Source organism: Blastomonas sp., assembly GCF_046294995.1.
In the GTDB taxonomy this organism is placed as follows: domain Bacteria; phylum Pseudomonadota; class Alphaproteobacteria; order Sphingomonadales; family Sphingomonadaceae; genus Blastomonas.
The window spans coordinates 1-22,684 of sequence record NZ_JBKBOG010000019.1 but is presented as its reverse complement, the minus strand read 5'-3'; the positions used below and the strand labels follow the sequence as shown (position 1 = coordinate 22,684).

Below are 22,684 nucleotides of genomic sequence, written 5' to 3'. Positions count from 1 at the left end.
ACGTCTCCGTTCAGTCGATTGACACCTTCGGCGGCGCACACGCCAGTCTGAAGCAAATCTGTTCGTTTTGGAGACTTCGCTCATGATCAAGACCCTCGCCTGTACCCTGCCGCTGGCCATGCTGATGTCCACTGCGGCCCCCGCCTTTGCCGCGGTTGAGATCAGCGCCACAGCTGCCAATCCGGTGGTCGAACTGAGCGTCACTGAAACCGTGCTGGGTGCGCCCGACACTGCGACCTTCAGCACCGGTGTCACCAGCAAGGCACCGACCGCGCAGGAAGCGCTGCGGACCAACTCGGCCGAGATGGAAAAGGTGATCGCGCAGATCGTCGCTCTGGGCATCAAGCGCGAGGATATCCAGACATCGGGCATCAACCTCAGCGCCGATTACGAATACGGCAATGACGGCCGCCAGCCCCGCTTCATCGGCTATCAGGTCACCAACCAGGTAACCGTCAAGGTCCGCCAGATGGCGCGGCTTGGCGCGATCCTCGATGCAGTGGTGTCGAAGGGTGCGAATAACGTCTCGGGCCCCAATTTCAGCATCGACGATGACAGCAAGGCTCAGACCGAGGCACGCGACAAGGCGATGCAGCGCGCCCAGGCGCAGGCGATGGATTATGCGCGGCGCACCGGCTTCACCGGGGTTCAGCTGCTGGCAGTGTCCGAAGCCACCTCCAATGTGTCGCCGATGGGCATGGCGGATATGAAGCGCACGTCGTTGCAGTCGGAGGCCGCAGCGCCGCCGATCGAAGGCGGACAGGTTGGCACCAGCGTTACGGTCAATGCGACCTATCAGATGACCCGATAAACCAGATTGCAATTCCGTCACCCCCGCGAACGCGGGGGTGACGCTTCTATGCTACGGCTGCAGAAGCGGGATTCCCGCCTTCGCAGGAATGACGGGGAAGAGCCTTGTGGAACGGATCGCTGGCCAAAACCTGCAAAAGCCGTTAGCGCTTTATTCAGCGGCTATTCAATGATCGAGGGATAATGCGGTCGTCATGAAACTGTTCTCTTTCAGCCTGCCCGCTTGTGCCGTCGTTGCTTCCTTGCTGGTGGCCAGCGCGCCGCACGCGGATGCGATCGACGGCAAGAGGCGCGGCGAGCAGAGCGAGGCGCGCGAACAGTTCATGGCCGGGCAGGTCAAATCCTTGCGCGAAATCGAGGGACGCATCCTCCCCAAGATGCGCGGGATGCAGTATCTCGGCCCCGAATATGACGCCGGATCGCAGGTCTATCGGCTCAAGTTCCTCGACAGCGGGCGGGTCATCTTCGTCGATGTCGATGCCCGCACGGGGGCGGTGTTGCGCCAGACCGGCTGACGCATTGAGGCCTTTCCTGCAGCCGCCAGCCTTGTCACCACCCCCTTTTTGGCCAATATGACCCATTCACGGCAGCGACGGCACCTTGCATGTCGCTTCCCTTACCCAATTGCAGGAGTTGCCCCATGCGCGTTCTGATCGTCGAGGACGAACCTACCCTCGGCAAACAGCTCAAGTCCACGCTCGAGGCTACCGGCTATGCGGTCGACCTGTCCGTGGATGGCGAGGACGGCCATTTCATGGGTTCGACCGAGGACTATGACGCGGTGATCCTCGACCTCGGTCTGCCCGAGATCGACGGGCTGACCGTGCTGGGCATGTGGCGCAAGGAGGGCCGCACCTTCCCGGTGCTGGTGCTGACCGCGCGCGACAGCTGGTCCGACAAGGTCGCCGGGCTCGATGCCGGGGCCGACGATTATCTCGCCAAGCCGTTCCAGACCGAAGAGCTGATCGCGCGTTTGCGCGCGCTGATCCGCCGCGCCTCGGGCAATGCCTCGAGCGAGCTGACCGCAGGTGACGTCCGGCTCGACACCCGCTCGGGCAAGGTCTCGCTGAACGGCGAGCCGGTCAAGCTGACCGCGCAGGAATACAAATTGCTGTCCTACCTGCTCCACCACAAGGGCAAGGTCATCAGCCGCACCGAGCTGATCGAGCATATCTACGACCAGGATTTCGACCGCGATTCGAACACCATCGAGGTGTTCGTCACGCGCATCCGCAAGAAGCTCGGCTCGGACGTGATCACCACGATCCGCGGGCTCGGCTACAGCCTTGAAGACCCGGTCGAGCGTGCCGGCGGCTGATCTCGACCAGGCGCCGACCGCTCCTGCGGTCCCGCTGCCCAACACCGGTTCGCTCAGCCGCCGGATGATCGGCATTGCGGCGGCGTGGATATTCGTGCTGCTGCTCGGCGGCGGGCTCGCGCTCGACCGCATCCTGACCAACACTGTCACCACCAGCTTCGACGATCAGCTCGAATATGTGCTGACCGCGATGATCTCGTCGGCAGAAATCGGCCCCGATGGCGAGGTGTTCTTCAACCGGCCGCTGGGCGACCAGAGGTTCCTGGAACCCAATAGCGGCCTCTACTGGCAGATCAGCGGCGCTGGCCATGCCGATTTCACCTCGCGCTCGCTGTGGGACAGGGCGCTCAGGATCGAGACCGACCACAGCGATTCCCAGCCGCACATCTACAACAGCGATCAGTTTGCCGATGGCGAGCTGCGGATCATCGAGCAATCGATCTATCTGCCCGGCTCTCGGGTGCGCTGGCGCTTCATGGTGGCGCAATCGCGCGAGGCGATGGATCTGCAGATCCGCCAGCTGCGCCAGACTTTGACCTACAGCTTCGCGCTGCTCGCTTTGGGCCTGATCATCATGGCGGGGCTGCAGACGCTGTATGGCCTCTGGCCGCTGCGCAAGGTGCGCGAGGCGATCCAGGCGATGCGCACCGGCCGCATGGACCGGGTGCGCGATCCGATGCCGATCGAGGTGATGCCGATGGTCGAGGAGTTGAACGCGCTGCTCGAGCACAACGAGAAGCAGGCCGAAGAGGCGCGGCGGCATGCGGGCAATCTTGCCCATGCGCTCAAGACCCCGTTGACCGTCGTGATGAACAGCGCGACCGCGCGCGCCGATGATCTGGCCGACACCGTGATCCGAGAGGCGGCGGTAATGCGCCGCCAGGTCGACCACCATCTTGCCCGCGCCCGCGCGGTCGGGCGTCGCGGGCAGGCGCTGGCACGCGCCAATGTGTGGGAAAGCGCGCAGGCGGTGGAGCGCGCGGTATCGCGGCTGTATCCGCATGTCCGCTGCGACCTGGATGGCAGCAAGACCGCGAGCGTCGCGATCGAGCGTCAGGACCTTGAGGAGATGCTGGGCAATCTGGTCGAGAACGCGGGCAAATATGGCGGCGGCAGCGTGTTCGTCACCATCGATCCGCCAGGGTCTGCCGACCCGAAGCTGGTCGATATCTGGATCGAGGACGACGGCACCGGAATCCCGCAGGAAGAACGCGAGCGTATCTTCGACCGCGGCGCGCGGCTTGACACCGGCAAGCCCGGCACGGGGCTGGGCCTCGCCATCGTCCGCGATGTCGCGGAAATCTATGGCGGACTGGTCGAGCTCGACGAGAGCGAGGATCTGGGCGGGCTGCTGGTGCGGTTGAGGCTGCCGAGGGCGGGTTGACCGTACTCTCCCCTACCGCTTGCGGGAGGGCGGCCTGTCCCCACATCCGCTCAGCCTGAGCCTGTCGAAGGCCACGCTATGCCGCCGGCGTGGGCGCGGGTCCTTCGACAAGCTCAGGATGAGCGGGGTTGGGAGCGGAAGGCAATGGAAGTGGCAGGTTGCTAGCTCTACCCCGCGTCCCTGATCTTCTCATGGTGCCGGATCACCTCGTCGATCACGAAGCGCAAGAACTTCTCCGAAAAATCCGGGTCGAGATCGGCATCGACCGCAAGCCGCTTCATCCGCGCGATCTGTTCTTCCTCGCGACTGGGATCGGCGGGGGGCAGGGCGGTCTTGGCCTTGTACTCGCCCACCGCCTTGGTGATCTTGAAGCGCTCGGAGAGCATGAAGATCAGCGCCGCATCGATGTTGTCGATGCTTTGGCGAAAAGCGGCGAGGACGGGATCGTGCGCCATAAGCGGAATGCCTTGTCAAGAACGGGACCAGAATCACGCTACGGATCACAACGCCGTTGCGCTTTGCGCTTGCCTTAAGCCATGCGGATTGCCACATCGCAACCCATGACAGCGACTATCCACCCGATCGGCCGCCCCGGCAGCGCGCCTGCCGCCGTTCCCAGCCTTGATCCGATCATGGAACTGGTCGCGCACGATCTTCACTCGGTAAACAGCGTGATCCTCGACCGGATGCAGTCGAAAATCCCGCTGATTCCGGAACTTGCAGGCCATCTGATCGCAGGCGGCGGCAAGCGGATGCGGCCGATGCTGACATTGGCCTGCGCGCGGCTGCTCGATTATCCCGGCAGCCGTCATCACAAGCTGGCCGCCGCAGTGGAGTTCATCCACACCGCGACGTTGCTGCACGACGACGTCGTCGATGGCTCCGACATGCGGCGCGGCAAGAAGGCGGCCAACCTGATCTTCGGCAATCCTGCCACGGTGCTGGTCGGCGATTTCCTGTTCAGCCGCTCGTTCGAGCTGATGGTCGAGGACGGCTCGCTCAAGGTGCTCAAGATCCTGTCGGGCGCATCGGCGATCATCGCCGAGGGCGAGGTCGACCAGCTCACCGCGCAGCGCCAGATCGAGACCAGCGAAGAGCGCTACCTCGCGATCATCGGCGCCAAGACCGCTGCGTTGTTTGCAGCCGCCTGCCGGATTTCGGCGGTGGTCGCCGAGCGCAACGAGGCCGACGAGCTCGCGCTCGATGCCTATGGCCGCAACCTCGGCATCGCGTTCCAGCTGGTCGATGACGCCATCGATTATGTTTCGGACGCTGCCAAGATGGGCAAGGACGTCGGCGACGATTTCCGCGACGGGAAGGTGACGCTGCCGGTGATCTTGGCCTATGCGCACGGCACCCCCGAGGAGCGCAAGTTCTGGGAGGCCGCGATCATCGGGCACCGCACATCGGACGAGGATCTGGCGCACGCGACCGGTCTGCTGCACCGCCACAAGGCGATCGACCTGACCCTCGACCGCGCGCGCCACTTCGGCCAGCGTGCCATCGACGCCATCGCCGGCTTCCCCAATGGCAAGGCCAAGGCGGCGCTGATCGAAACAGTCGAGTTTGCGATCGCCCGGGGTTATTGACGTCCGCTGACCCGAATCACCGGGTAGGCCCGGTTTATCGAGTTTCAGTTAAATGACGGCGTTTTCAGCCACTTCCATTCCTGCCGATGCCCGGCCCGCTTCCTTGCGGATCGAGATTCGCGCGCTTTTGCTGCTCGCAGGGCCCTTGGTGCTGGGCAACCTCGCGCAGATGGCGATTCACACCACCGAGGTGATCATCCTAGGCCGTTACAGCGTCCAGGCGCTGGCCGCAGCGGCGCTCGCGGTGAACCTGTATTTCGCTTGCGGGACCTTTGGCATGGGGCTGATGACCGCAGCCTCGCCGATGATCGCGGCCGAGCGCGGGCGGCGGGGGCATTCGGTGCGCGATATCCGCCGCACGGTGCGGCAGGGCTTCTGGGTCGCGCTGGCGGCGAGCATTCCGATCTGGGGGATTCTGTGGAACGCCGAGAGCCTGTTCCTGGCGATGGGGCAACAGCCCGATCTCTCGCGCGATGCCGGGCAGTTCATGCGCGTGGCGATGTGGGGCCTGCTGCCCTGGCTGCTGCAATTCGTGCTGCGTCTGTATGTCTCGGCGCTCGAGCGGCCGATCTGGGGCGTGATCGTCACCTTGTGCGGCGTCGGGGTCAATCTGGTCGCCTGCTGGGCGTTGGTGTTCGGCAATCTGGGCTTTCCGGAGATGGGCTTGATGGGCGCGGCCTATGCCAACCTGATCGCCAACTGCACGCTGTTCATCGTCATGGCGCTGGTCGTCAGCACTGTAAAGCCGTTCCGCCGCTACCGCATCTTCGGGCGCTTCTGGGTCGCTGACTGGCCGCGTTTTGCCGGACTGTTCCGGCTGGGCCTGCCGATCGCGATCACCTTTGCCTTCGAGGTCGCGATCTTCAGTGCGGCGGCGTTCCTGATGGGGCTGATCAGCCGTGATTCGCTCGCGGCGCACGCCGTCGCGATCCAGATCGCCTCGTTCGCGTTCATGGTGCCGTTCAGCCTGTCGCAGGCCGCGACCGTGCGCGTCGGGCTACACCACGGCCGGCGCGATGCAGTCGCGGCATCGCGTGCGGGCTGGGCTGCGCTGGGCGTCGGCGTGATCGCGGCATGCGCAATGTCCGCGATCATGACTGCGTTTCCGGAATTTCTCGTCGGGCTGTTCATCGACCCTGCCGATGCGACCGCTGCGACAGCGTTCCAGCTGGCTTTGGGCTTTATCGTGGTTGCGGCGATCTTCCAGCTGGTCGATGCGGTGCAGGCGGTAGGCGCCGGCGTGCTGCGCGGACTGCAGGACACCCGCTGGCCGATGATCTTTGCCGCGTTCGGGTACTGGGTTGTTGGAATGGGAACCGCCTGGTTCTTCGCGTTCAATTTGGGCTGGGACGGCATCGGCGTCTGGATTGGCCTCGCCGCAGGACTGGCGGTGGTCTCGGTGCTGATGGTCGGTCGCTGGATGATGCGCGGCAGGCTCGGGCTGGGGGTTTACCAGTAAATGCAACCACTCCCGCGTTCCCGAGCGAAGTCGAGGGACGTGCAACCGTTGGCACGCACGTCCCTCGACTTCGCTCGGGACAGGCGGAACGGGGAGGCGGGCTTGGCTGAACTCCCGATCCATGCCGTCCTCCCCGACTTGATCACCGCGCTCGCGGCCAACCCCAACGCTGTCCTCGTCGCCCCTCCCGGCGCGGGCAAGACCACTTCCGTCGCGCCCGCCTTGCTCGATCAGCCCTGGTGCACCGGGCAAATCCTGCTGCTGTCGCCACGCCGCCTCGCCGCGCGGGCCGCTGCCGAACGCATGGCAGAGTTGGCGGGAGAGAGCGTCGGCCAGACCATCGGCTATGCCACCCGGATGGACAGCAAGAGCAGCGCGGCGACGCGGGTGCTGGTGCTGACCGAGGGAATATTCGTCAACCGCATCCAGGCCGATCCCGAGCTGGCGGGGGTTTCAGCGGTGCTGTTCGACGAGGTCCACGAACGCAGCCTCGACAGCGACTTCGGGCTGGCGCTGGCGCTCGAGGCCCAAGGCGCGTTCCGGCCCGATCTCAAGCTGCTCGCGATGTCGGCAACGCTCGATGGCGCGCGCTTCTCCACGTTGATGGACGATGCTCCTGTGATCGAGAGCGAGGGCCGCTCGCACCCGCTGGAGCTTGTGTATCTGGGGCGGCGCGGCGAACAGCGGCTGGAAGACGCGATGGCGCAGGCGATTCGCACCGCGCTGCGCGAGGCCGACGGCGATGTGCTCGCCTTCCTGCCCGGGGTCGCCGAGATCGCGCGGACGCAGGAGCGGTTGGCGAACCTGGGAGATGCCATCGCGGTGCTGCCGCTGCACGGCACGTTGACCCCGCCCGAACAGCGCGCGGCAATCCGGCGGGATCCCGAGGGCCGCCGCAAGGTCATCCTTGCCACCAGCATCGCCGAGACCAGCCTGACCATCGATGGCGTGCGGATCGTCGTCGACAGCGGCATGGCGCGGCGGGCGCGCTATGATCCGCTCGCCGCGACCACCCGGCTGGTCACCGAGCGCGCGAGCCAGGCGGCTGCGACCCAGCGTGCGGGCCGGGCGGCGCGGCAGGGGCCGGGCGTGGCCTACCGCCTGTGGGAGGAAGCTGCGACCGGTGGCTTGCCGCGCTTCGATCCGCCCGAGATTCTCGACAGCGATTTGGCGCCATTGGTGCTGCAATGCGCCGCCTGGGGGGAGAGCGACCCGCTGCGGTTGCGCTGGCTCGATCCGCCGCCCGCGCCCTTGCTCGCCGAGGCGCGCAAGCGGTTGCAGGCGCTGGATGCGGTCGATGCCAGCGGCGCGATCACCCCCAACGGCCGCGCCATCGCCGCGCTGCCGCCGCCGCCACACCTGGCGCACATGCTGTTATGCGGCGCGCGCGCAGGCCAGGCGATGTTCGCCGCCGAGATCGCACTGCTGCTGCAGGAGCGCGGGCTGGGCGGGCAGGGCGAGGACCTCGATGCGCGGCTCGTGCGCTGGCGCAGCGACCGCGGCGAGCGAGCGCGCAAATCGCGCAAGCTCGCCGAGCGTTGGGCTAGCCTGGCGCAGCGGCAGATCAAGGCGGGCGAGGAGCGGGACATCCCGCCGGCTATCCTGCTGGCGCTCGCTTATCCCGACAGGGTTGCCAAGCGCCGCGACGCTTCGGGCGAGGCCTGGGCCAGCGCGGGCGGGCGCAGCTTCCGGCTCGATTCCGCATCCTCGCTGATCACCGCGCAGTGGCTGGCGATCGGTGAGGTGCAGGGCAAGGCGGCGGACGCGCGCATCTTGAGCGCGATGGCATTGGACCTGAGCGACATCGAAACGCATCTGCCGCATCGAATCGAGCGGGTCAGCCGCTGCAGCTTCGCGCTGGCCGAACGTCGCGCCGAGGCCAGGCTCGAGCGCAGGCTGGGTGCGATCCGGCTGGCGAGCGGACCGGACCCATCGCCATCGTCCGAGGCGTTGTGCGCTGCGCTGCTTGGCGGGGTGCGCGAGCATGGGCTCGATCTGCTGCACTGGGGCGACAAGGCTCACGCCTTGCGCCAGCGCGCGCGCTTTGCCGGGATCGCCGCGCTCGAGGATACGGCACTGCTGGCCTCGCTTGAAGACTGGCTCGCGCCCCTGCTCGCCGGACACCGCTCGCTGGCCGCTGCAACCCCGGGGCATCTGAATAATGCGCTGCAAAATCTGCTCGGCTGGGATGCGGCGCAGATGATCGACCGGATCGCGCCACCCGAGTTCAACAGCCCCGCTGGCACCCGCCATGCGATCGATTATTCCGCCACCGCAGGCCCGACGGTCGAGCTGCGGGTGCAGGCGCTCTACGGGCTTGACCAGCATCCGGTGGTCGGGCGCGATGCCATCCCGCTGGTGCTCTCGCTGACCTCGCCCGCCGGTCGTCCGATCCAGACCACGCGCGATCTGCCCGGCTTCTGGCGCGGCAGCTGGCGCGATGTCGCCAAGGACATGCGCGGCCGCTACCCCCGCCACCACTGGCCCGACGCGCCGTGGGAAGCGCAGGCGAGCCTGGCGACGAAGAAGCGGCAGGGGATTTGAAGCGGGGCGTGATGGCATGCCCTTTACCAGATCCGCTCAGCCTGAGCCTGTCGAAGGCCCCGCTATATGGCCGGCGTGGGCGCGGGTCCTTCGACAAGCTCAGGATGAGCGTGGGTGGTCAGGGGAGTTCTCAACAGCGGTTGTTGCAACCCGTCACGCCACACCACGCTTGACCCGCACGCCTCCGCTGTAGCATGGGCCAAGCAATCACATTTTGCCGGGACGAAGACCAATGGCCGCACGTATTTTCCAGCGCCCCAAGAACGCGATGCAGTCAGGCCGCGCGCTGACCGATCTGTGGGTGCTCGAGTTCGAACCTGCCGAAGCAAAAAAGCCCGATCCGCTGACCGGATGGGCGGGCTCGGGCGATACCCAGCAGCAGGTGAGCCTGCGTTTTCCCGATCTCGACGCGGCGAAGGCCTATGCCGAGAAGTATGGCATCGCCGCGCGGATCGAGCTCACACCTCCGCGTCGCCTCAAGATCCAGGCTTATGCCGATAATTTCAGGTGATTTTCTGACCTGATGGCTGAGCGAGAAGGCTAGGGCGTTCAGCCCACCATCGCGTCGATTGCACCCTGCAGGATGAAGGCAGCCGCCGCCGAGTCGACGCGCTCGGCGCGCTTGGCGCGGCTGACATCGGCATCGATCAGCGCACGCTCCACCGCCTGGGTTGACCAGCGTTCGTCCTGCAGCAGGATCGGCAATCCCAGCACCGCGATGTTGCGGGCGAAGGCGCGCACGCTTTGCGTCTGCGGGCTGTCGGTGCTGTCCATGTTGAGCGGCAGGCCGATGACCAGCCCGACGATATGCTGTTCGCGCACCAGCTGCTCGATCTGCTCCTTGTCCTTGCTGAACTTGGCGCGCCTGATCGTCTTGGCGGCGGTGGAAAAGCTCCAGCCCGCGTCGCAGAACGCGGTGCCGATGGTCTTGCTGCCGACGTCGAGTCCGATAAGTCGCCCGCCCTCGGGCAAAGCCTCACGAAACTCTGCGGGCCGCGTCGTGATCAGCGCGCCAGAAATGCTGCTACCCTCCGCTCGGCGTCTGCGCGGATGCTCGCCCAGAACAGGGGATAATCGTAAACGTGGTAGTTGTTGCCCGGAAGCACATAGTTGCCCATCTGCGGTTCGCCGCCCAGCAGCAGCAGTCCGCGATCGTCGCAACGCGCTGGCACAAGGCCGGGGGTGATCACGCCATCGGTCAGTTCCTTGTTGGGCACCAGCGTCCCCAGGTTCTGCTCGGCGGTCGCTTCGTCGCCGCTGACCCCGGTGATCGGGTTGACGCACACCATCGGCGTCGCGCCGCGCAGCGTGCCGTCGAAGCCGACGCTGGTATCATAGACCGAAAGGATCAGGTCAGGCTCTGACGGCTCGCCAAAGCTCTGCCACGACAGCAGGCAGTTGGCCTGATCGGGATCGGCACAGGCTGGCAGGCCCAGCGCCAGCAGATCGGTGGTCAGCGAGACCGGCCAGCCGACGACATAGGCCGCAACGATGCGGTCGGCGAGCGGCCGGGTGACGACGCGCTGGCGCATCAGCGTGGTCAGGTGCAACGCGCCTTGGCTGTGCCCGGCGATGATGATCGGCATATCGTCGGGGATTTCGAGCAGGAATTCGTCGAACGCGGCCAGAATGTCGGAATAGGCGGCGTCGAACGCCATCTGGGCTTCGGGCTTGTCGGTCAGGAACGCGCCGATCGCGGCCTGGCGATAGCGCGGCGCCCAGATCTGGCCGATGCCGTTGAACACGCTCGCCTGGCTGCGCAGGAAGATGCGCGCACGATCCTGCGATTCCTTGTCGCCCAGCGGCGCGTTCCAGAATTCGCGCTTCATGTACGATGTCGGGTGGATGTAGAACACCGCCACCTTGGGCGCGGTGGTGGGCTCAAAGCCTTCCGGAGTCCACAAGGACGGGTTTGCGCTGCCGGTGATTTCGGGGCGCGAGAACCACATTTCGGTGTCGGCGTACGCGCTTGTTTCCACCGCTTGCGGCTTTACGAATTCGGTCGACGGAACGAACGCCGCAGCGAATATCTGCTGGGGAAACAGGCGGTAAGCGGCGAAGACGGCGACCAGCACAAAAACGATTATCGCGATGAGATATAGGAATTTGCGAGCCAAAACTGTCTCCGTGGCGGAAAAGGCGCGGATTCACCGCGTGCGTCAAGGGGCGCATATAGGGGCGGGCACCGCCCACTGCCAGCGGTGTTTGCCGCCCATTCGATAACGCATCCGATAACGTTGGGCGCAGCATTTGCCCGCTTGAAGGCCGGGCGGGCCGGTGCTAGCCGCGTTACCCATGTCAGTAGATAGCAAAACCGTCAAAAAGATCGCCAGCCTCGCCCGGATCGCGATGACCGATGCCGAGATCGAGGCCATGGTCCCTGAATTCAACGGCATCCTGGGCTGGGTGGAGCAACTGGGCGAGGTCGATGTGACCGGCGTCGAGCCGATGACCGCGGTCATTCCCAACACCCTGCGGCTGCGCGAGGACATCGTCACCGACGGCGATATCCGCGACAAGGTGCTGGCCAACGCGCCGGCCGCCGAGCACGGGTTTTTCGGTGTGCCGAAAGTGATCGAATGAAATCCGCAGGATTTCATTCGATCATCCCGGACAGCGGCGCAGCCGCGAACGATCCGGGATCCAGAACAAAAGCAGCAACCGTTGACGTTTCTGGCGTCGTACGCCCCGGAGCATATTGAATGACCGACCTGACCGACCTCGGCATCGCCGACATCCGCAATGGGGTTCGCAGCGGCGATTTCAGCGCGCGCGAAGTCGCGACCGCGTTCAACGCCAACGTCGCCGAGGCCAAGGCGCTCAACGCGTTTCTGATCGACACCCCCGATCACGCGCTGGCTGCAGCCGATGCGATCGACGCGAAGCGCGCCGCGGGCGACGACCTGCCGATCATGGCCGGCGTGCCGATCGGCATGAAGGATCTGTTCTGCACCGTGGGTGTCGAGGCGCGCTCGGCCAGCAAGATCCTCAACGGCTTCAAGCCGACCTATGAATCGACCGTCAGCCAGAAATTGTGGGACGCGGGCGCCGGCATGCTGGGCAAGCTCAACATGGACCAGTTCGCGATGGGATCGTCAAACGAGACCAGCGCGTTCGGCAACGTCATCTCGCCCTGGCGGCGCAACGATGGTGGCAACGCAGCGCTTGCTCCCGGCGGTTCTTCGGGCGGCAGCGCGGCGGCGGTGTCGGCGCGGCTGTGCCCGGGCGCGACGGGAACCGATACCGGCGGATCGATCCGCCAACCCGCAGCCTTTGTCGGCATCAGCGGCATCAAGCCGACCTATGGCCGCTGCTCGCGCTGGGGCGTGATCGCCTTTGCCTCGTCGCTCGACCAGGCAGGCCCGATGGCGCGCGACGTGCGCGATTGCGCGATCATGCTCGAGGCGATGAGCGGCTTCGATCCCAAGGATTCGACCTCGCTCGACTTGCCCGTGCCCCAGTGGGAGGCCGGATTGTCGAGCGATCTCAAGGGCAAGCGCGTCGGAATTCCCAAGGAGTATCGTCTCGACGGAATCAACGCCGAAGTGGCTGCCGTATGGGACAAGGGTATCGAATGGCTGCGCGATGCAGGAGCCGAGATCGTCGAGGTCTCGTTGCCGCATACGCGGCACGCACTGCCTGCGTACTACATCATTGCACCGGCTGAAGCCTCGTCCAACCTCGCGCGCTATGATGGCGTGCGCTATGGCCAGCGCAACCTGCCCGATGGCGCCGGGCTGCAGGACATGTACGCTGCGACCCGTGCCGCGGGCTTCGGCCATGAGGTCAAGCGCCGGATCATGATCGGCACCTATGTGCTGTCGGCGGGCTTTTACGACGCCTATTACACCCAGGCACAGAAGGTCCGCACGCTGATCGCCCGCGATTTCGAGCAGGTCTGGGAGCAATGCGATGTGCTGCTCGCGCCGACCGCGCCGAGCGCCGCGTTCGCGCTGGGCCAGGAATCGGACGATCCGATCGCAATGTACCTCAACGACGTGTTCGCGGTGCCCGCCTCGCTCGCAGGTTTGCCCGCGATGTCGGTGCCCGGCGGACTGGATGCCCAGGGTCTGCCGCTTGGATTGCAGATCATCGGCAAGCCGCTGGACGAGCAGGGCGTGCTGAACGCAGGGCTTGCGATCGAAGAACGCGCAGGGTTCACCGCGCGCCCTGATCGGTGGTGGTGAAGCCCGGGCTGCAGTGACATTTTGTGCCTGGCTGGCACACTTGATGCCTGAAGGGTGAGGTGTTACTTTGGTAACACTGGAGATGGTTCGATGAGTGCACCGACCAAGATTGAAACCGGTACGATGACCAGCAAGGGCCAAGTGCTGATACCCAAGGCAATGCGAGATGCGGCGGGCCTGGTTCCAGGCCGTCCGTACAAGGTGACGGTCAACGATGCCGGCCAGGTTCTGGTCGAACCGCTCGGGTTTGGCCCTGGGGATGCCGAGGAGCGTATGCGCCGCATGCGCGAGGGGCTGCTTGCACTGGCCGGCAAGTATCCCAACCCTGACGGACTTACGACGGATCAATACATGCGCGAGTTGCGAGGTGATTACGAGCCGTGATCCTGATCGACTCCAATGTATTGATTGATATTCTGGATCGCGATCCGACATGGTTCGAATGGTCGTTTGGCAGCTTGCAGCAAGCCGCTGCCATGGGCCAGGTTGCCATCAATCCGGTTGTGGTTGCAGAGGTTGGGCCGCAATTTGGGAAATTGGATGATTTTCTCGACAAGATGGCTGCGATGGTGATCGGCTTCGAGTCGCTCGATGCCGTAGCCGCTTTCAATGCCGGTCAGGCCTTTCAGGCGTATCGCCGCGCACGTCCCGCAGGCATGCCAAAGGCGATCGTCGCTGATTTTCTGCTTGGCGGCCATGCGCAATCGCTTGGCGCCACCATCCTGACGCGTGACCCGCGTTTCTATCGCGCCTATTTTCCTTCCGTGCCCCTCATCACGCCATCGAAAGACTCAGCATGACCGAATCAACCTATCGTATCCAGGGCGCCACCGGCGAGTGGGAGGTCGTGATCGGCCTTGAGGTGCATGCGCAGGTGACCAGCAACGCGAAGTTGTTCTCGGGCGCGGCGACCACCTTCGGGGCGGAGCCCAATGCGCAGGTGAGCCTTGTCGATGCTGCGATGCCCGGGATGCTGCCGGTGCCCAATGGTGAATGCGTCCGCCAGGCGGTGCGGACCGGCATGGCGTTGAACGCACAGATCAACCGCTACTCGCGGTTCGACCGCAAGAACTATTTCTACGCCGATCTGCCGCAGGGCTATCAGATCAGCCAGCTCTACCACCCGATTGTCGGCGAGGGCGCGATCGAGATCAGCTTGGACGAAAAGAACCCGGACGCGCACACCAAGACGATCGGTATCGAGCGGCTGCATCTCGAGCAGGACGCGGGCAAGCTGATGCATGATCAGCATCCGACGATGTCCTATGTCGATCTCAACCGTTGCGGTGTCGCGCTGATGGAGATCGTCTCGCGGCCCGACATGCGCTCGCCTGCGGAAGCCGGAGCGTACCTCAAGAAGCTGCGCTCGATCCTGCGCTATGTCGGCTCGTGCGACGGCAACATGGAAGAAGGCTCGATGCGCGCCGACGTCAACGTCTCGGTGCGCAAGCCCGGCGACGAGTTCGGCACGCGCACCGAGACCAAGAACGTCAATTCGGTGCGCTATGTCATGGCGACGATCGAGCATGAGGCCAACCGCCAGGTCGATGTGCTCGAAAGCGGCGGCACTATCGTCCAGGAAACCCGGCTGTACGATCCCGACAAGAACGAGACGCGCTCGATGCGCTCGAAGGAAGACGCGCACGATTATCGCTACTTCCCCGACCCCGATCTGCTGCCGCTGGAACTGGACGATGCGTTTCTGGAGGGCTGCAAGGCATCGCTGCCCGAACTGCCCGATGCCAAGCGCAAGCGCTACGAAAGCCAGCTTGGCCTCTCCGCCTACAACGCCGCCGTGCTGACTGCGGAAGCGGAAACCGCGCGCTGGTTCGAGGCGCTGCTGGCCGAAAGCGCCAAGGCGCAGGGCAAGCCCGAATCCGAGGTGGCCAAAGGCTCGGCGAACTGGCTGTTGTCCGAACTGTACGGTGCACTCAACCGCACCGGCAAGTCGATCGACGACAGCCCTGTCAGCCCGGCTGCGGGTGCTGAGCTGATCGCTCTCGTCGCCGATGGCACGATTTCGGGCACCATCGCCAAGCAGGTGTTCGAGATCATGCTGGAGACCGGCGAGGGGGCAGGCGCGATCGTCGAGGCGCGCGGCCTCAAGCAGACATCGGACACCGGCGCGATCGATGCCGCGATTGCCAAGGTGCTCGCCGACAACGCCGACAAGGTCGAACAGTATCGCGGCGGCAAGGAGGCCTTGTTCGGCTTCTTCGTCGGCCAGACGATGAAGGCAATGCAGGGCAAGGCCAACCCGCAGATGGTCAACGAGCTGCTCAAGAAGGCGCTCGCCGCATGAAGCGCTGGCTGGCGATGATGGCGGCGGCGCTCGCGCTGGGCTTTCCGGCGCTGGCACAGGACGCGACTGTCGCCGATCAGCCGCCCTTGCCCAAGGTCGATATCGTCACCGATGTCGGCACGATGACCGTCGAGGTCGACACCCGCCGGGCACCGGTCAGCGGCGCCAACTTCCTGGCTTATGTCGACAAGAAGCTGCTCGACGGCGTCAGCTTCTATCGGGTGGTCAAGGTCGGGCCGGACTATGGTTTCGTGCAGTTCGGCGGGCTGGGCGACCCCAAGCGCAGCTTGCCGCCGATCGCGCATGAACCCACGACCCAGACCGGGCTCAGCCACCGCGACGGCTTTCTGTCAGTCGCCCGGTTCGAGCCGGGCTCGGCACGCGGCGAGTTCACGATCATGGCGGGCGACCAGCTTTCGCTCGATGCCAATCCGTCCGCGCCCGGCGACAATCTGGGCTATGCCGCCTTTGCCCGCATCGTCGCAGGGCGCGAGGTGCTGACCCGCATTCTCGACACCCCCACGGATCCCGCCAAGAGCACAGGCGGTGCCTTTGTCGGCGAGATGCCCGCCAGTCCGGTGCGCATCGTCAGCGCGCGCCGGGTCGCAACGCCCTGAAGCCACCGACGGCAAAAAATCGCAGGTTTGGCCAAGCGTTACGTTCCATTAACCATTTCCCGCCATGGTCCAAGCTATTGCCGGGCCGCCATTGGCTGACCGTGCAACCATGGGTTGGGGGGAACGACCAGGGGGATGTTGCGGCATATCAAGCCAGCAGAAGTGACATTGGGGATGTTTGTCCACGGCTTTGTAGGCTCGTGGTTCGATCACCCGTTCTGGCGCAAGAAATTTCTTCTGACCGAGGAGGCTGACGCGCTCAAGATCCGCGAAAGCAGGGTCTCGGCGGTGATCGTGGATACCGCGCGCGGTGCCGCTCCGGTGGAGCGACCAGCTGCGATGCCGATCGCCGCGCCAGCAAACATGCTTCCTCCGCGATATGCCCCGGCTGCCGGACGGTACAGGCCGCCGCCTGCGGTGCAGCCCAAGACGAGCTTTCGCCAGGAAAGCCGCCGCGCAGCAAGGATCATCGACAAATCGAAGAAAAAGGTTGCCGCCATGTTTGAGGCCGCCCGGCTGGGCCATGCACTCAAGCTTCCCGATGTGCTGCCGCTGATCGATGAAATCCGCGATTCGGTCGCCCGCAACAACAGGGCGCTGGTCAGCCTGGTCCAGCTCAAGAACAAGGACGAATACACCTATATGCACTCGGTCGCGGTGTGCACGTTGATGATCAACTTCGCGCGCATGCTCGATCTCGATGAGAACACCATCCGCTCGATGGGTGTGGCGGGTCTGCTGCACGATCTGGGCAAGATGGCGGTGCCGCAGATGATCCTCGACAAGGCCGAGCGGCTCACCGACGACGAGATGACGATGATCCGCAGCCACCCCGAGCGCGGCCATGCGCTGATCGGCGACAATCCCGACATCCCCGATATCGCGCGCGACGTCTGCCTGCATCATCACGAAAAGATCGATGGAACAGGCTATCCTTTCGGGCTGAAAGGCAATGAGATAAGCCTTGCAGCCCGGATGGGAGCGATCTGCGATGTCTATGATGCGGTGACATCCAACCGGCCCTACAAGGACCCCTGGACGCCGTGCGTGGCGCTGGGCCGGATGCTCACCTGGGAGGGTCATTTCGACGAGCGGCTGATGCGGGTGTTCATCAATTCGCTTGGGTTCTATCCGGCAGGCGGGCTGGTTCGGCTCAACGACCACCGGCTGGCCTTGGTGGTCGACAACTGCCCCGAGGACCCGTCGGGTGTCAGGGTGCTGCCGTTCTACTGCACCTCGCGGCTGCAGGAGCTTGAGCCGCAGGAAATCACCGTCACGCCCGATCGCGGCGTGCAGATATTGGGGATCGAGCGGCCCGAATTCTGGCACTTCGAGGACTGGCCGACGAAGCGCAATGCCATCCTCGCCCAGGCCATCCCGCTGTCCACCGCGGCTTGACCGCCGAGGGAATCGCCGCTAAGGGCCGCGCTTCGGCTTGCGGGCGCACTGCGTCTTGCTGTTCGAATAACTAGCACAACACTGGCGTCAGGTGCGGGTGGGCAAAAGGCGGAGCCTCCACCATATCGATCCGTTTCAACGCGGACCGGGCACGTATCGGGCGGCAGAGTAACCTCATTTACTTCAAGGTGAAGAGAAACATGCCAACTATCAACCAGCTGGTCCGCAAGGGCCGGGTGCCGCAAAAGGCCAAGTCCAAGGTGCCCGCAATGGATGCAAACCCGCAGAAGCGTGGCGTTTGCACCCGTGTCTATACGACGACTCCGAAAAAGCCGAACTCGGCGCTTCGCAAGGTAGCCAAGGTCCGTCTGACCAACAGCCGTGAAGTCATCACCTACATTCCGGGTGAAGGCCACAACCTGCAGGAGCACTCGGTTGTGCTGATCCGCGGCGGCCGCGTACGCGACCTTCCCGGTGTGCGTTACCACGTGCTGCGCGGCGTTCTCGATACCCAGGGTGTCAAGGACCGCAAGCAGAGCCGTTCCAAGTACGGCGCCAAGCGGCCCAAGTGATCCGTCCGGGGGAGGAATCATCCCGGAAGAATCGCCACAAGCGATTTTGTCCGGGATCCATAATCCCCTGCTGACAGCTCGCAGTTTTTTCAGGAGTTATTCCATATGTCACGTCGTCGTCGCCCAGAAAAGCGCGTCATCCTTCCCGATCCCCAGTATGGTGATCTGACGCTTTCGAAATTCATGAACAACCTGATGCTGGACGGCAAGAAGTCCGTCGCAGAGCGGATCGTTTATGGCGCCATGGAAACCATGCAGGCGAAGGCCAAGGCCGACCCGCTGCCGATGTTCCACGATGCGCTGAACAACGTGAAGCCCGGCATCGAAGTGCGCAGCCGCCGCGTCGGTGGTGCGACCTATCAGGTCCCCGTCGAAGTGCGCCCCGAGCGCGCTCAGGCGCTCGCCATCCGCTGGCTGATCTCGGCTGCACGCAACCGCTCGGAAACCACGATGGCGGCGCGTCTGTCGGGCGAACTGCTCGATGCCGCCAACAATCGTGGCAATGCGGTCAAGAAGCGTGAAGACACGCACCGCATGGCCGAAGCGAACCGTGCCTTCTCGCACTATCGCTGGTAATCAGACGATCCTTCTGCCCTCGGGCAGAAGGGATTGCAGCGCGCAGGCGTTGCGTGGGTGAGGGCAGGGAGCACATCGGGTGCTGACCTGCCTCTCTCGCATTTTCACCCCCGCCGGTTCGCCGGCAGGGCCTGGTTTCCTCCTCCCGTCACGGGAGAGGCATTTGATGCTCGCTGTGGCATCGCCCCAATTCACGCTGGCCAAAGCGCCGGGGCTTCATTATAGCGCGCGGCAAATTACGCCCCATACTTGGAGTTTATGATCATGGCACGCAGCCATCCCCTGGAAAAGTACCGCAATATCGGCATTATGGCTCATATCGATGCGGGCAAGACCACCACGACCGAACGCATCCTCTATTACACCGGCAAGTCCTACAAGATCGGCGAAGTGCATGAAGGCACCGCGACGATGGACTGGATGGAGCAGGAGCAGGAGCGTGGGATCACGATCACGTCTGCGGCGACCACCTGCAAGTGGCGCGCCGAAGAGGGCAAGGGCGAAGAGCACCTGATCAACATCATCGACACTCCCGGCCACGTTGACTTCACGATTGAAGTCGAGCGTTCGCTGCGCGTGCTCGACGGTGCGGTTGCATGCTTCGACGGCGTTGCCGGCGTTGAGCCGCAGTCCGAAACCGTGTGGCGCCAGGCCGACAAGTACGGCGTGCCGCGCATGTGCTTCATCAACAAGCTCGATCGCACCGGCGCGGATTTCTATTTCTGCGTGCAGTCGATCATCGACCGTCTGGGCGCTCGCCCCGCCGTGCTGTATCTGCCGATCGGCATCGAAGGCGGCTTCAAGGGCCTCGTCGACCTGGTCGAGAACCGCGCGATCATCTGGCTCGAAGAAAGCCTGGGTGCGAAGTTCGAATATCAGGAAATCCCTGAGGACCTGAAGGAAAAGGCTGCCAAGTATCGCAGCGACCTGATCGAAATGGCTGTCGAGCTCGACGATGCGCTGATGGAAGCGTATCTCGAGGGCAACGAGCCCAGCACTGCTGACCTCAAGAAGCTGATTCGCAAGGGCACGCTCGAGATGGCATTCGTGCCGGTGGTTTGCGGTTCGGCGTTCAAGAACAAGGGCGTCCAGCCTCTGCTCGACGCCGTGGTCGACTATCTGCCTTCGCCGCTCGACGTTCCCGCGATCAAGGGCGTAAAGCTCGACGGCGAGACGCCGGACGAGCGCCCTTCGTCGGACAGCGAGCCGTTCGCGGCGCTGGCGTTCAAGATCATGAACGATCCGTTCGTCGGCACGCTGACGTTTGCCCGCATCTATTCGGGCAAGCTCGAAGCGGCCTCGACCGTCATCAACTCGGTGAAGGACAAGAAGGAAAAGGTTGGCCGCATGCTGCTGATGCATGCCAACAGCCGTGAGGACATCCAGGAAGCGTTCGCAGGCGACATCGTTGCTCTTGCGGGCCTCAAGGACACCACCACCGGTGACACGCTGTGCGCCGCCAACGCGCCGATCATCCTTGAGCGTATGGAATTCCCTGAGCCCGTGATCGAGCTTTCGGTGGAACCCAAGACCAAGGCCGACCAGGAAAAGATGGGCGTCGCGCTCAATCGTCTTGCACGCGAAGATCCCTCGTTCCGCGTGTCGTCGGATGCCGAAAGCGGCCAGACGATCATCAAGGGCATGGGCGAACTTCACCTTGAAATTCTCGTCGACCGCATGCGTCGCGAGTTCAAGGTCGAGGCGAACGTCGGTGCACCGCAGGTGGCGTATCGCGAATATCTCGGCAAGGCCGTGGATATCGATTACACCCATAAGAAGCAGTCGGGTGGTTCGGGTCAGTTCGGCCGCGTGAAGTTCAAGGTCACGCCGGGCGAGCGCGGTTCGGGCATCATCTTCAACGACAACGTCAAGGGCGGCAACATTCCGAAGGAATACATTCCTTCGGTCGAGAAGGGCATGCGCGAAACCGCAGCTTCGGGTTCGCTGGTCGGCTTCCCGATCATCGACTTCGAGATCGAGCTGTATGACGGTGCGTACCATGACGTCGACTCCTCGGCGCTGGCCTTCGAAATCGCTGGCCGTGCGGCCATGCGTGAAGCGGCGCAGAAGTCGGGCATCAAGCTGCTCGAGCCGATCATGAAGGTCGAAGTCGTAACCCCGGAAGATTATCTGGGCGACGTCATCGGCGATCTCAACAGCCGTCGCGGCCAGATCCAGGGCACCGACACGCGCGGTAATGCCCAGGCTGTGGAAGCGGTCGTGCCGCTTGCAAACATGTTCGGTTACGTGAACCAGCTGCGTTCCTTCACCCAGGGACGTGCGCAGTACACGATGCAGTTCTCTCACTATGACGAGGTTCCGGCGAATGTCGCGGCCGAGGTCAAGGAGAAGCTGGCATAAGCCGGGCATAGTCGCTATAGGCGCTCGACCTTAGCCCGTCGAATCGCGCCGTTGGCGCCACGGGCTTTCATTTGGGTGTTGACAGATTCGGGCAGTCTCGCCAGAGCGCGGCGCGGACTATCCATAGATAGTAAAAGAACGAAGGTAGGAAAAAATGGCCAAGGCTAAATTTGAGCGGAACAAGCCGCACTGCAATATCGGTACCATCGGTCACGTCGACCATGGCAAGACCACGCTGACCGCAGCCATCACCAAGGTGCTGGCTGAAACCGGCGGCGCGACCTTCACCGATTATGCCAACATCGACAAGGCTCCCGAAGAGCGCGAGCGCGGCATCACCATTTCGACCGCACACGTCGAATATGAAACCGAAGCACGCCACTATGCGCACGTCGATTGCCCCGGCCACGCTGACTATGTGAAGAACATGATCACCGGTGCTGCGCAGATGGACGGCGCGATCCTGGTGGTGAACGCTGCTGACGGCCCGATGCCCCAGACCCGCGAGCACATCCTGCTCGCTCGTCAGGTCGGCGTGCCTGCACTGGTCGTTTACATGAACAAGGTTGACCAGGTCGACGACGAAGAAATTCTGGAACTGGTTGAACTGGAAGTGCGCGAGCTTCTGAGCTCGTACGATTTCCCGGGCGACGACATTCCCATCGTCAAGGGTTCGGCTCTGGCCGCTCTTGAAGGCCGTGACGACGCAATCGGCAAGGAATCGATCTACGCCCTGATGAAGGCCGTGGACGAGTTCATCCCGCAGCCTGCACGTCCGATCGACCGTCCGTTCCTGATGCCCGTCGAAGACGTGTTCTCGATCTCGGGTCGTGGTACGGTTGTGACCGGCCGCGTTGAATCGGGTATCGTCAAGGTTGGTGAAGAAGTCGAAATCGTCGGCCTCAAGGACACCCGCAAGACCGTCGTTACCGGCGTTGAAATGTTCCGCAAGCTGCTCGACCAGGGCATGGCTGGCGACAACATCGGCGCACTGGTTCGCGGCGTTGCCCGTGAAGACGTTGAGCGCGGTCAGGTTCTCTGCAAGCCCGGTTCGGTTACGCCGCACACCGAGTTCGACGCAGAGGTCTACGTTCTGTCGAAGGACGAAGGCGGCCGTCACACGCCGTTTTTCGCCAACTACCGTCCGCAGTTCTACTTCCGCACCACCGACGTGACCGGTGAAGTTGTTCTGCCCGAGGGCACCGAAATGGTGATGCCGGGCGACAACGTGACGATCGGCGTCAAGCTGATCGCACCGATCGCGATGGACCCGGGTCTGCGCTTCGCAATTCGCGAAGGTGGCCGGACCGTCGGTTCTGGGGTTGTCAGCACGATCTCCAAGTAATATAGGGCCATCTCTCGCACGGGTTGTTTGATTCGTGCGGGGGATGGCAATATTTCAATAGGCCGCCCCGGCGTTGGGTTCGCAAGAGCCAACGGGTACCAGGGGCGGTTTGTTTTTCGCTCTTTCGCATCGGTAAAGTGGTAATGGAAACGCAGAATATCCGTATTCGCCTCAAGGCATTTGATCATCGCGTGCTCGATCAGGCAACCGGCGACATCGCCG

Annotated in this window: 22 protein-coding genes and 1 pseudogene; 20 read left to right on the top strand and 3 right to left on the bottom strand. The window is 63.8% G+C overall.

What is annotated here, in order from left to right; all coding sequences use genetic code 11:
• The first annotated feature begins 82 nt into the window (after nucleotides 1–82).
• The 4 genes from ACK4R0_RS15465 (at nucleotide 83) to ACK4R0_RS15450 (ending at nucleotide 3,512) form a co-directional block, all read left to right on the top strand.
• Nucleotides 83–811 carry an SIMPL domain-containing protein gene (locus tag ACK4R0_RS15465; protein ID WP_409675971.1) on the top strand — a complete coding sequence of 243 codons (729 nt, stop codon included), beginning with the start codon at nucleotides 83–85 and terminating at the stop codon, nucleotides 809–811.
• A gap of 193 nt (nucleotides 812–1,004) precedes the next feature.
• Nucleotides 1,005–1,325: a PepSY domain-containing protein gene (locus ACK4R0_RS15460; protein WP_409675968.1), complete on the top strand. Its 321-nt coding sequence runs from the start codon at nucleotides 1,005–1,007 to the stop codon at nucleotides 1,323–1,325.
• A gap of 125 nt (nucleotides 1,326–1,450) precedes the next feature.
• Nucleotides 1,451–2,128: a response regulator transcription factor gene (locus ACK4R0_RS15455; RefSeq protein ID WP_409675965.1), complete on the top strand. Its 678-nt coding sequence runs from the start codon at nucleotides 1,451–1,453 to the stop codon at nucleotides 2,126–2,128.
• Nucleotides 2,129–2,192: 64 nt separating this feature from the next.
• Nucleotides 2,193–3,512 carry a sensor histidine kinase gene (locus ACK4R0_RS15450; protein ID WP_409676057.1) on the top strand — a complete coding sequence of 440 codons (1,320 nt, stop codon included), beginning with the start codon at nucleotides 2,193–2,195 and terminating at the stop codon, nucleotides 3,510–3,512.
• 167 nt (nucleotides 3,513–3,679) lie between these two features.
• Here ACK4R0_RS15450 and ACK4R0_RS15445 read toward each other — a convergent pair whose 3' ends face one another.
• Nucleotides 3,680–3,967, bottom strand: coding sequence for a chorismate mutase (locus ACK4R0_RS15445; RefSeq protein ID WP_409675962.1), 288 nt, complete (start codon nucleotides 3,965–3,967; stop codon nucleotides 3,680–3,682).
• A 105-nt stretch (nucleotides 3,968–4,072) separates the two neighbouring features.
• Here ACK4R0_RS15445 and ACK4R0_RS15440 point away from each other — a divergent pair, with 105 nt between their 5' ends.
• The 4 genes from ACK4R0_RS15440 to ACK4R0_RS15425 all read left to right on the top strand — a co-directional run bounded on the left by ACK4R0_RS15440 (nucleotide 4,073) and on the right by ACK4R0_RS15425 (nucleotide 9,615).
• On the top strand, nucleotides 4,073–5,101 hold the full coding sequence (locus ACK4R0_RS15440) for a polyprenyl synthetase family protein (protein ID WP_409675959.1): 1,029 nt from the start codon (nucleotides 4,073–4,075) through the stop codon (nucleotides 5,099–5,101).
• Between the two features lie 52 nt (nucleotides 5,102–5,153).
• Entirely contained in the window at nucleotides 5,154–6,560 is a 1,407-nt protein-coding gene (locus ACK4R0_RS15435) for an MATE family efflux transporter (protein WP_409675956.1), read from the top strand.
• A gap of 102 nt (nucleotides 6,561–6,662) precedes the next feature.
• Nucleotides 6,663–9,104: an ATP-dependent helicase HrpB gene (hrpB, locus tag ACK4R0_RS15430; protein WP_409675953.1), complete on the top strand. Its 2,442-nt coding sequence runs from the start codon at nucleotides 6,663–6,665 to the stop codon at nucleotides 9,102–9,104.
• Nucleotides 9,105–9,336: 232 nt separating this feature from the next.
• Nucleotides 9,337–9,615 carry an ETC complex I subunit gene (locus tag ACK4R0_RS15425; RefSeq protein ID WP_409675950.1) on the top strand — a complete coding sequence of 93 codons (279 nt, stop codon included), beginning with the start codon at nucleotides 9,337–9,339 and terminating at the stop codon, nucleotides 9,613–9,615.
• A gap of 38 nt (nucleotides 9,616–9,653) precedes the next feature.
• Here ACK4R0_RS15425 and ruvX read toward each other — a convergent pair whose 3' ends face one another.
• Both ruvX and ACK4R0_RS15415 read right to left on the bottom strand, forming a co-directional pair.
• Entirely contained in the window at nucleotides 9,654–10,112 is a 459-nt protein-coding gene (gene ruvX, locus ACK4R0_RS15420; RefSeq protein WP_409676054.1) for a Holliday junction resolvase RuvX, read from the bottom strand.
• Entirely contained in the window at nucleotides 10,109–11,221 is a 1,113-nt protein-coding gene (locus tag ACK4R0_RS15415) for a DUF3089 domain-containing protein (RefSeq protein ID WP_409675947.1), read from the bottom strand. The genes ruvX and ACK4R0_RS15415 overlap by 4 nt, the downstream gene beginning before the upstream one ends.
• Nucleotides 11,222–11,399: 178 nt before the next feature.
• On the opposite strand from ACK4R0_RS15415, the gene gatC reads away from it, so the two are divergent.
• The 12 genes and pseudogenes from gatC to rpsJ all read left to right on the top strand — a co-directional run.
• On the top strand, nucleotides 11,400–11,687 hold the full coding sequence (gatC, locus tag ACK4R0_RS15410) for an Asp-tRNA(Asn)/Glu-tRNA(Gln) amidotransferase subunit GatC (RefSeq protein WP_409675944.1): 288 nt from the start codon (nucleotides 11,400–11,402) through the stop codon (nucleotides 11,685–11,687).
• A 119-nt stretch (nucleotides 11,688–11,806) separates the two neighbouring features.
• Nucleotides 11,807–13,291, top strand: a complete 1,485-nt coding sequence (gene gatA, locus ACK4R0_RS15405) for an Asp-tRNA(Asn)/Glu-tRNA(Gln) amidotransferase subunit GatA (protein WP_409675941.1) — start codon at nucleotides 11,807–11,809, stop codon at nucleotides 13,289–13,291.
• A gap of 90 nt (nucleotides 13,292–13,381) precedes the next feature.
• The gene (locus tag ACK4R0_RS15400; RefSeq protein ID WP_409675938.1) at nucleotides 13,382–13,675 is read left to right on the top strand and encodes an AbrB/MazE/SpoVT family DNA-binding domain-containing protein; all 294 of its coding nucleotides are present in this window, start codon (nucleotides 13,382–13,384) and stop codon (nucleotides 13,673–13,675) included.
• The gene (locus ACK4R0_RS15395) at nucleotides 13,672–14,091 is read left to right on the top strand and encodes a type II toxin-antitoxin system VapC family toxin (RefSeq protein WP_409675935.1); all 420 of its coding nucleotides are present in this window, start codon (nucleotides 13,672–13,674) and stop codon (nucleotides 14,089–14,091) included. Before ACK4R0_RS15400 ends, ACK4R0_RS15395 begins: the two co-directional genes overlap by 4 nt.
• Nucleotides 14,088–15,593 carry an Asp-tRNA(Asn)/Glu-tRNA(Gln) amidotransferase subunit GatB gene (gene gatB, locus ACK4R0_RS15390; RefSeq protein ID WP_409675932.1) on the top strand — a complete coding sequence of 502 codons (1,506 nt, stop codon included), beginning with the start codon at nucleotides 14,088–14,090 and terminating at the stop codon, nucleotides 15,591–15,593. The genes ACK4R0_RS15395 and gatB overlap by 4 nt, the downstream gene beginning before the upstream one ends.
• Nucleotides 15,590–16,210, top strand: coding sequence for a peptidylprolyl isomerase (locus ACK4R0_RS15385; protein ID WP_409675929.1), 621 nt, complete (start codon nucleotides 15,590–15,592; stop codon nucleotides 16,208–16,210). Before gatB ends, ACK4R0_RS15385 begins: the two co-directional genes overlap by 4 nt.
• Nucleotides 16,211–16,345: 135 nt before the next feature.
• A complete protein-coding gene (locus ACK4R0_RS15380; protein WP_409675926.1) occupies nucleotides 16,346–17,608 on the top strand; it encodes an HD-GYP domain-containing protein in 1,263 nt (420 codons plus the stop codon).
• A 200-nt stretch (nucleotides 17,609–17,808) separates the two neighbouring features.
• A complete protein-coding gene (gene rpsL / locus ACK4R0_RS15375; RefSeq protein WP_017670439.1) occupies nucleotides 17,809–18,180 on the top strand; it encodes a 30S ribosomal protein S12 in 372 nt (123 codons plus the stop codon).
• Between the two features lie 105 nt (nucleotides 18,181–18,285).
• The gene (gene rpsG, locus ACK4R0_RS15370; protein ID WP_409675921.1) at nucleotides 18,286–18,756 is read left to right on the top strand and encodes a 30S ribosomal protein S7; all 471 of its coding nucleotides are present in this window, start codon (nucleotides 18,286–18,288) and stop codon (nucleotides 18,754–18,756) included.
• Nucleotides 18,757–19,020: 264 nt separating this feature from the next.
• A complete protein-coding gene (gene fusA / locus ACK4R0_RS15365; protein ID WP_409675918.1) occupies nucleotides 19,021–21,117 on the top strand; it encodes an elongation factor G in 2,097 nt (698 codons plus the stop codon).
• Nucleotides 21,118–21,271: 154 nt separating this feature from the next.
• The gene (tuf, locus tag ACK4R0_RS15360; protein WP_409675915.1) at nucleotides 21,272–22,462 is read left to right on the top strand and encodes an elongation factor Tu; all 1,191 of its coding nucleotides are present in this window, start codon (nucleotides 21,272–21,274) and stop codon (nucleotides 22,460–22,462) included.
• A gap of 143 nt (nucleotides 22,463–22,605) precedes the next feature.
• Nucleotides 22,606–22,684: pseudogene (rpsJ, locus tag ACK4R0_RS15355) on the top strand (30S ribosomal protein S10); the annotation flags it as partial.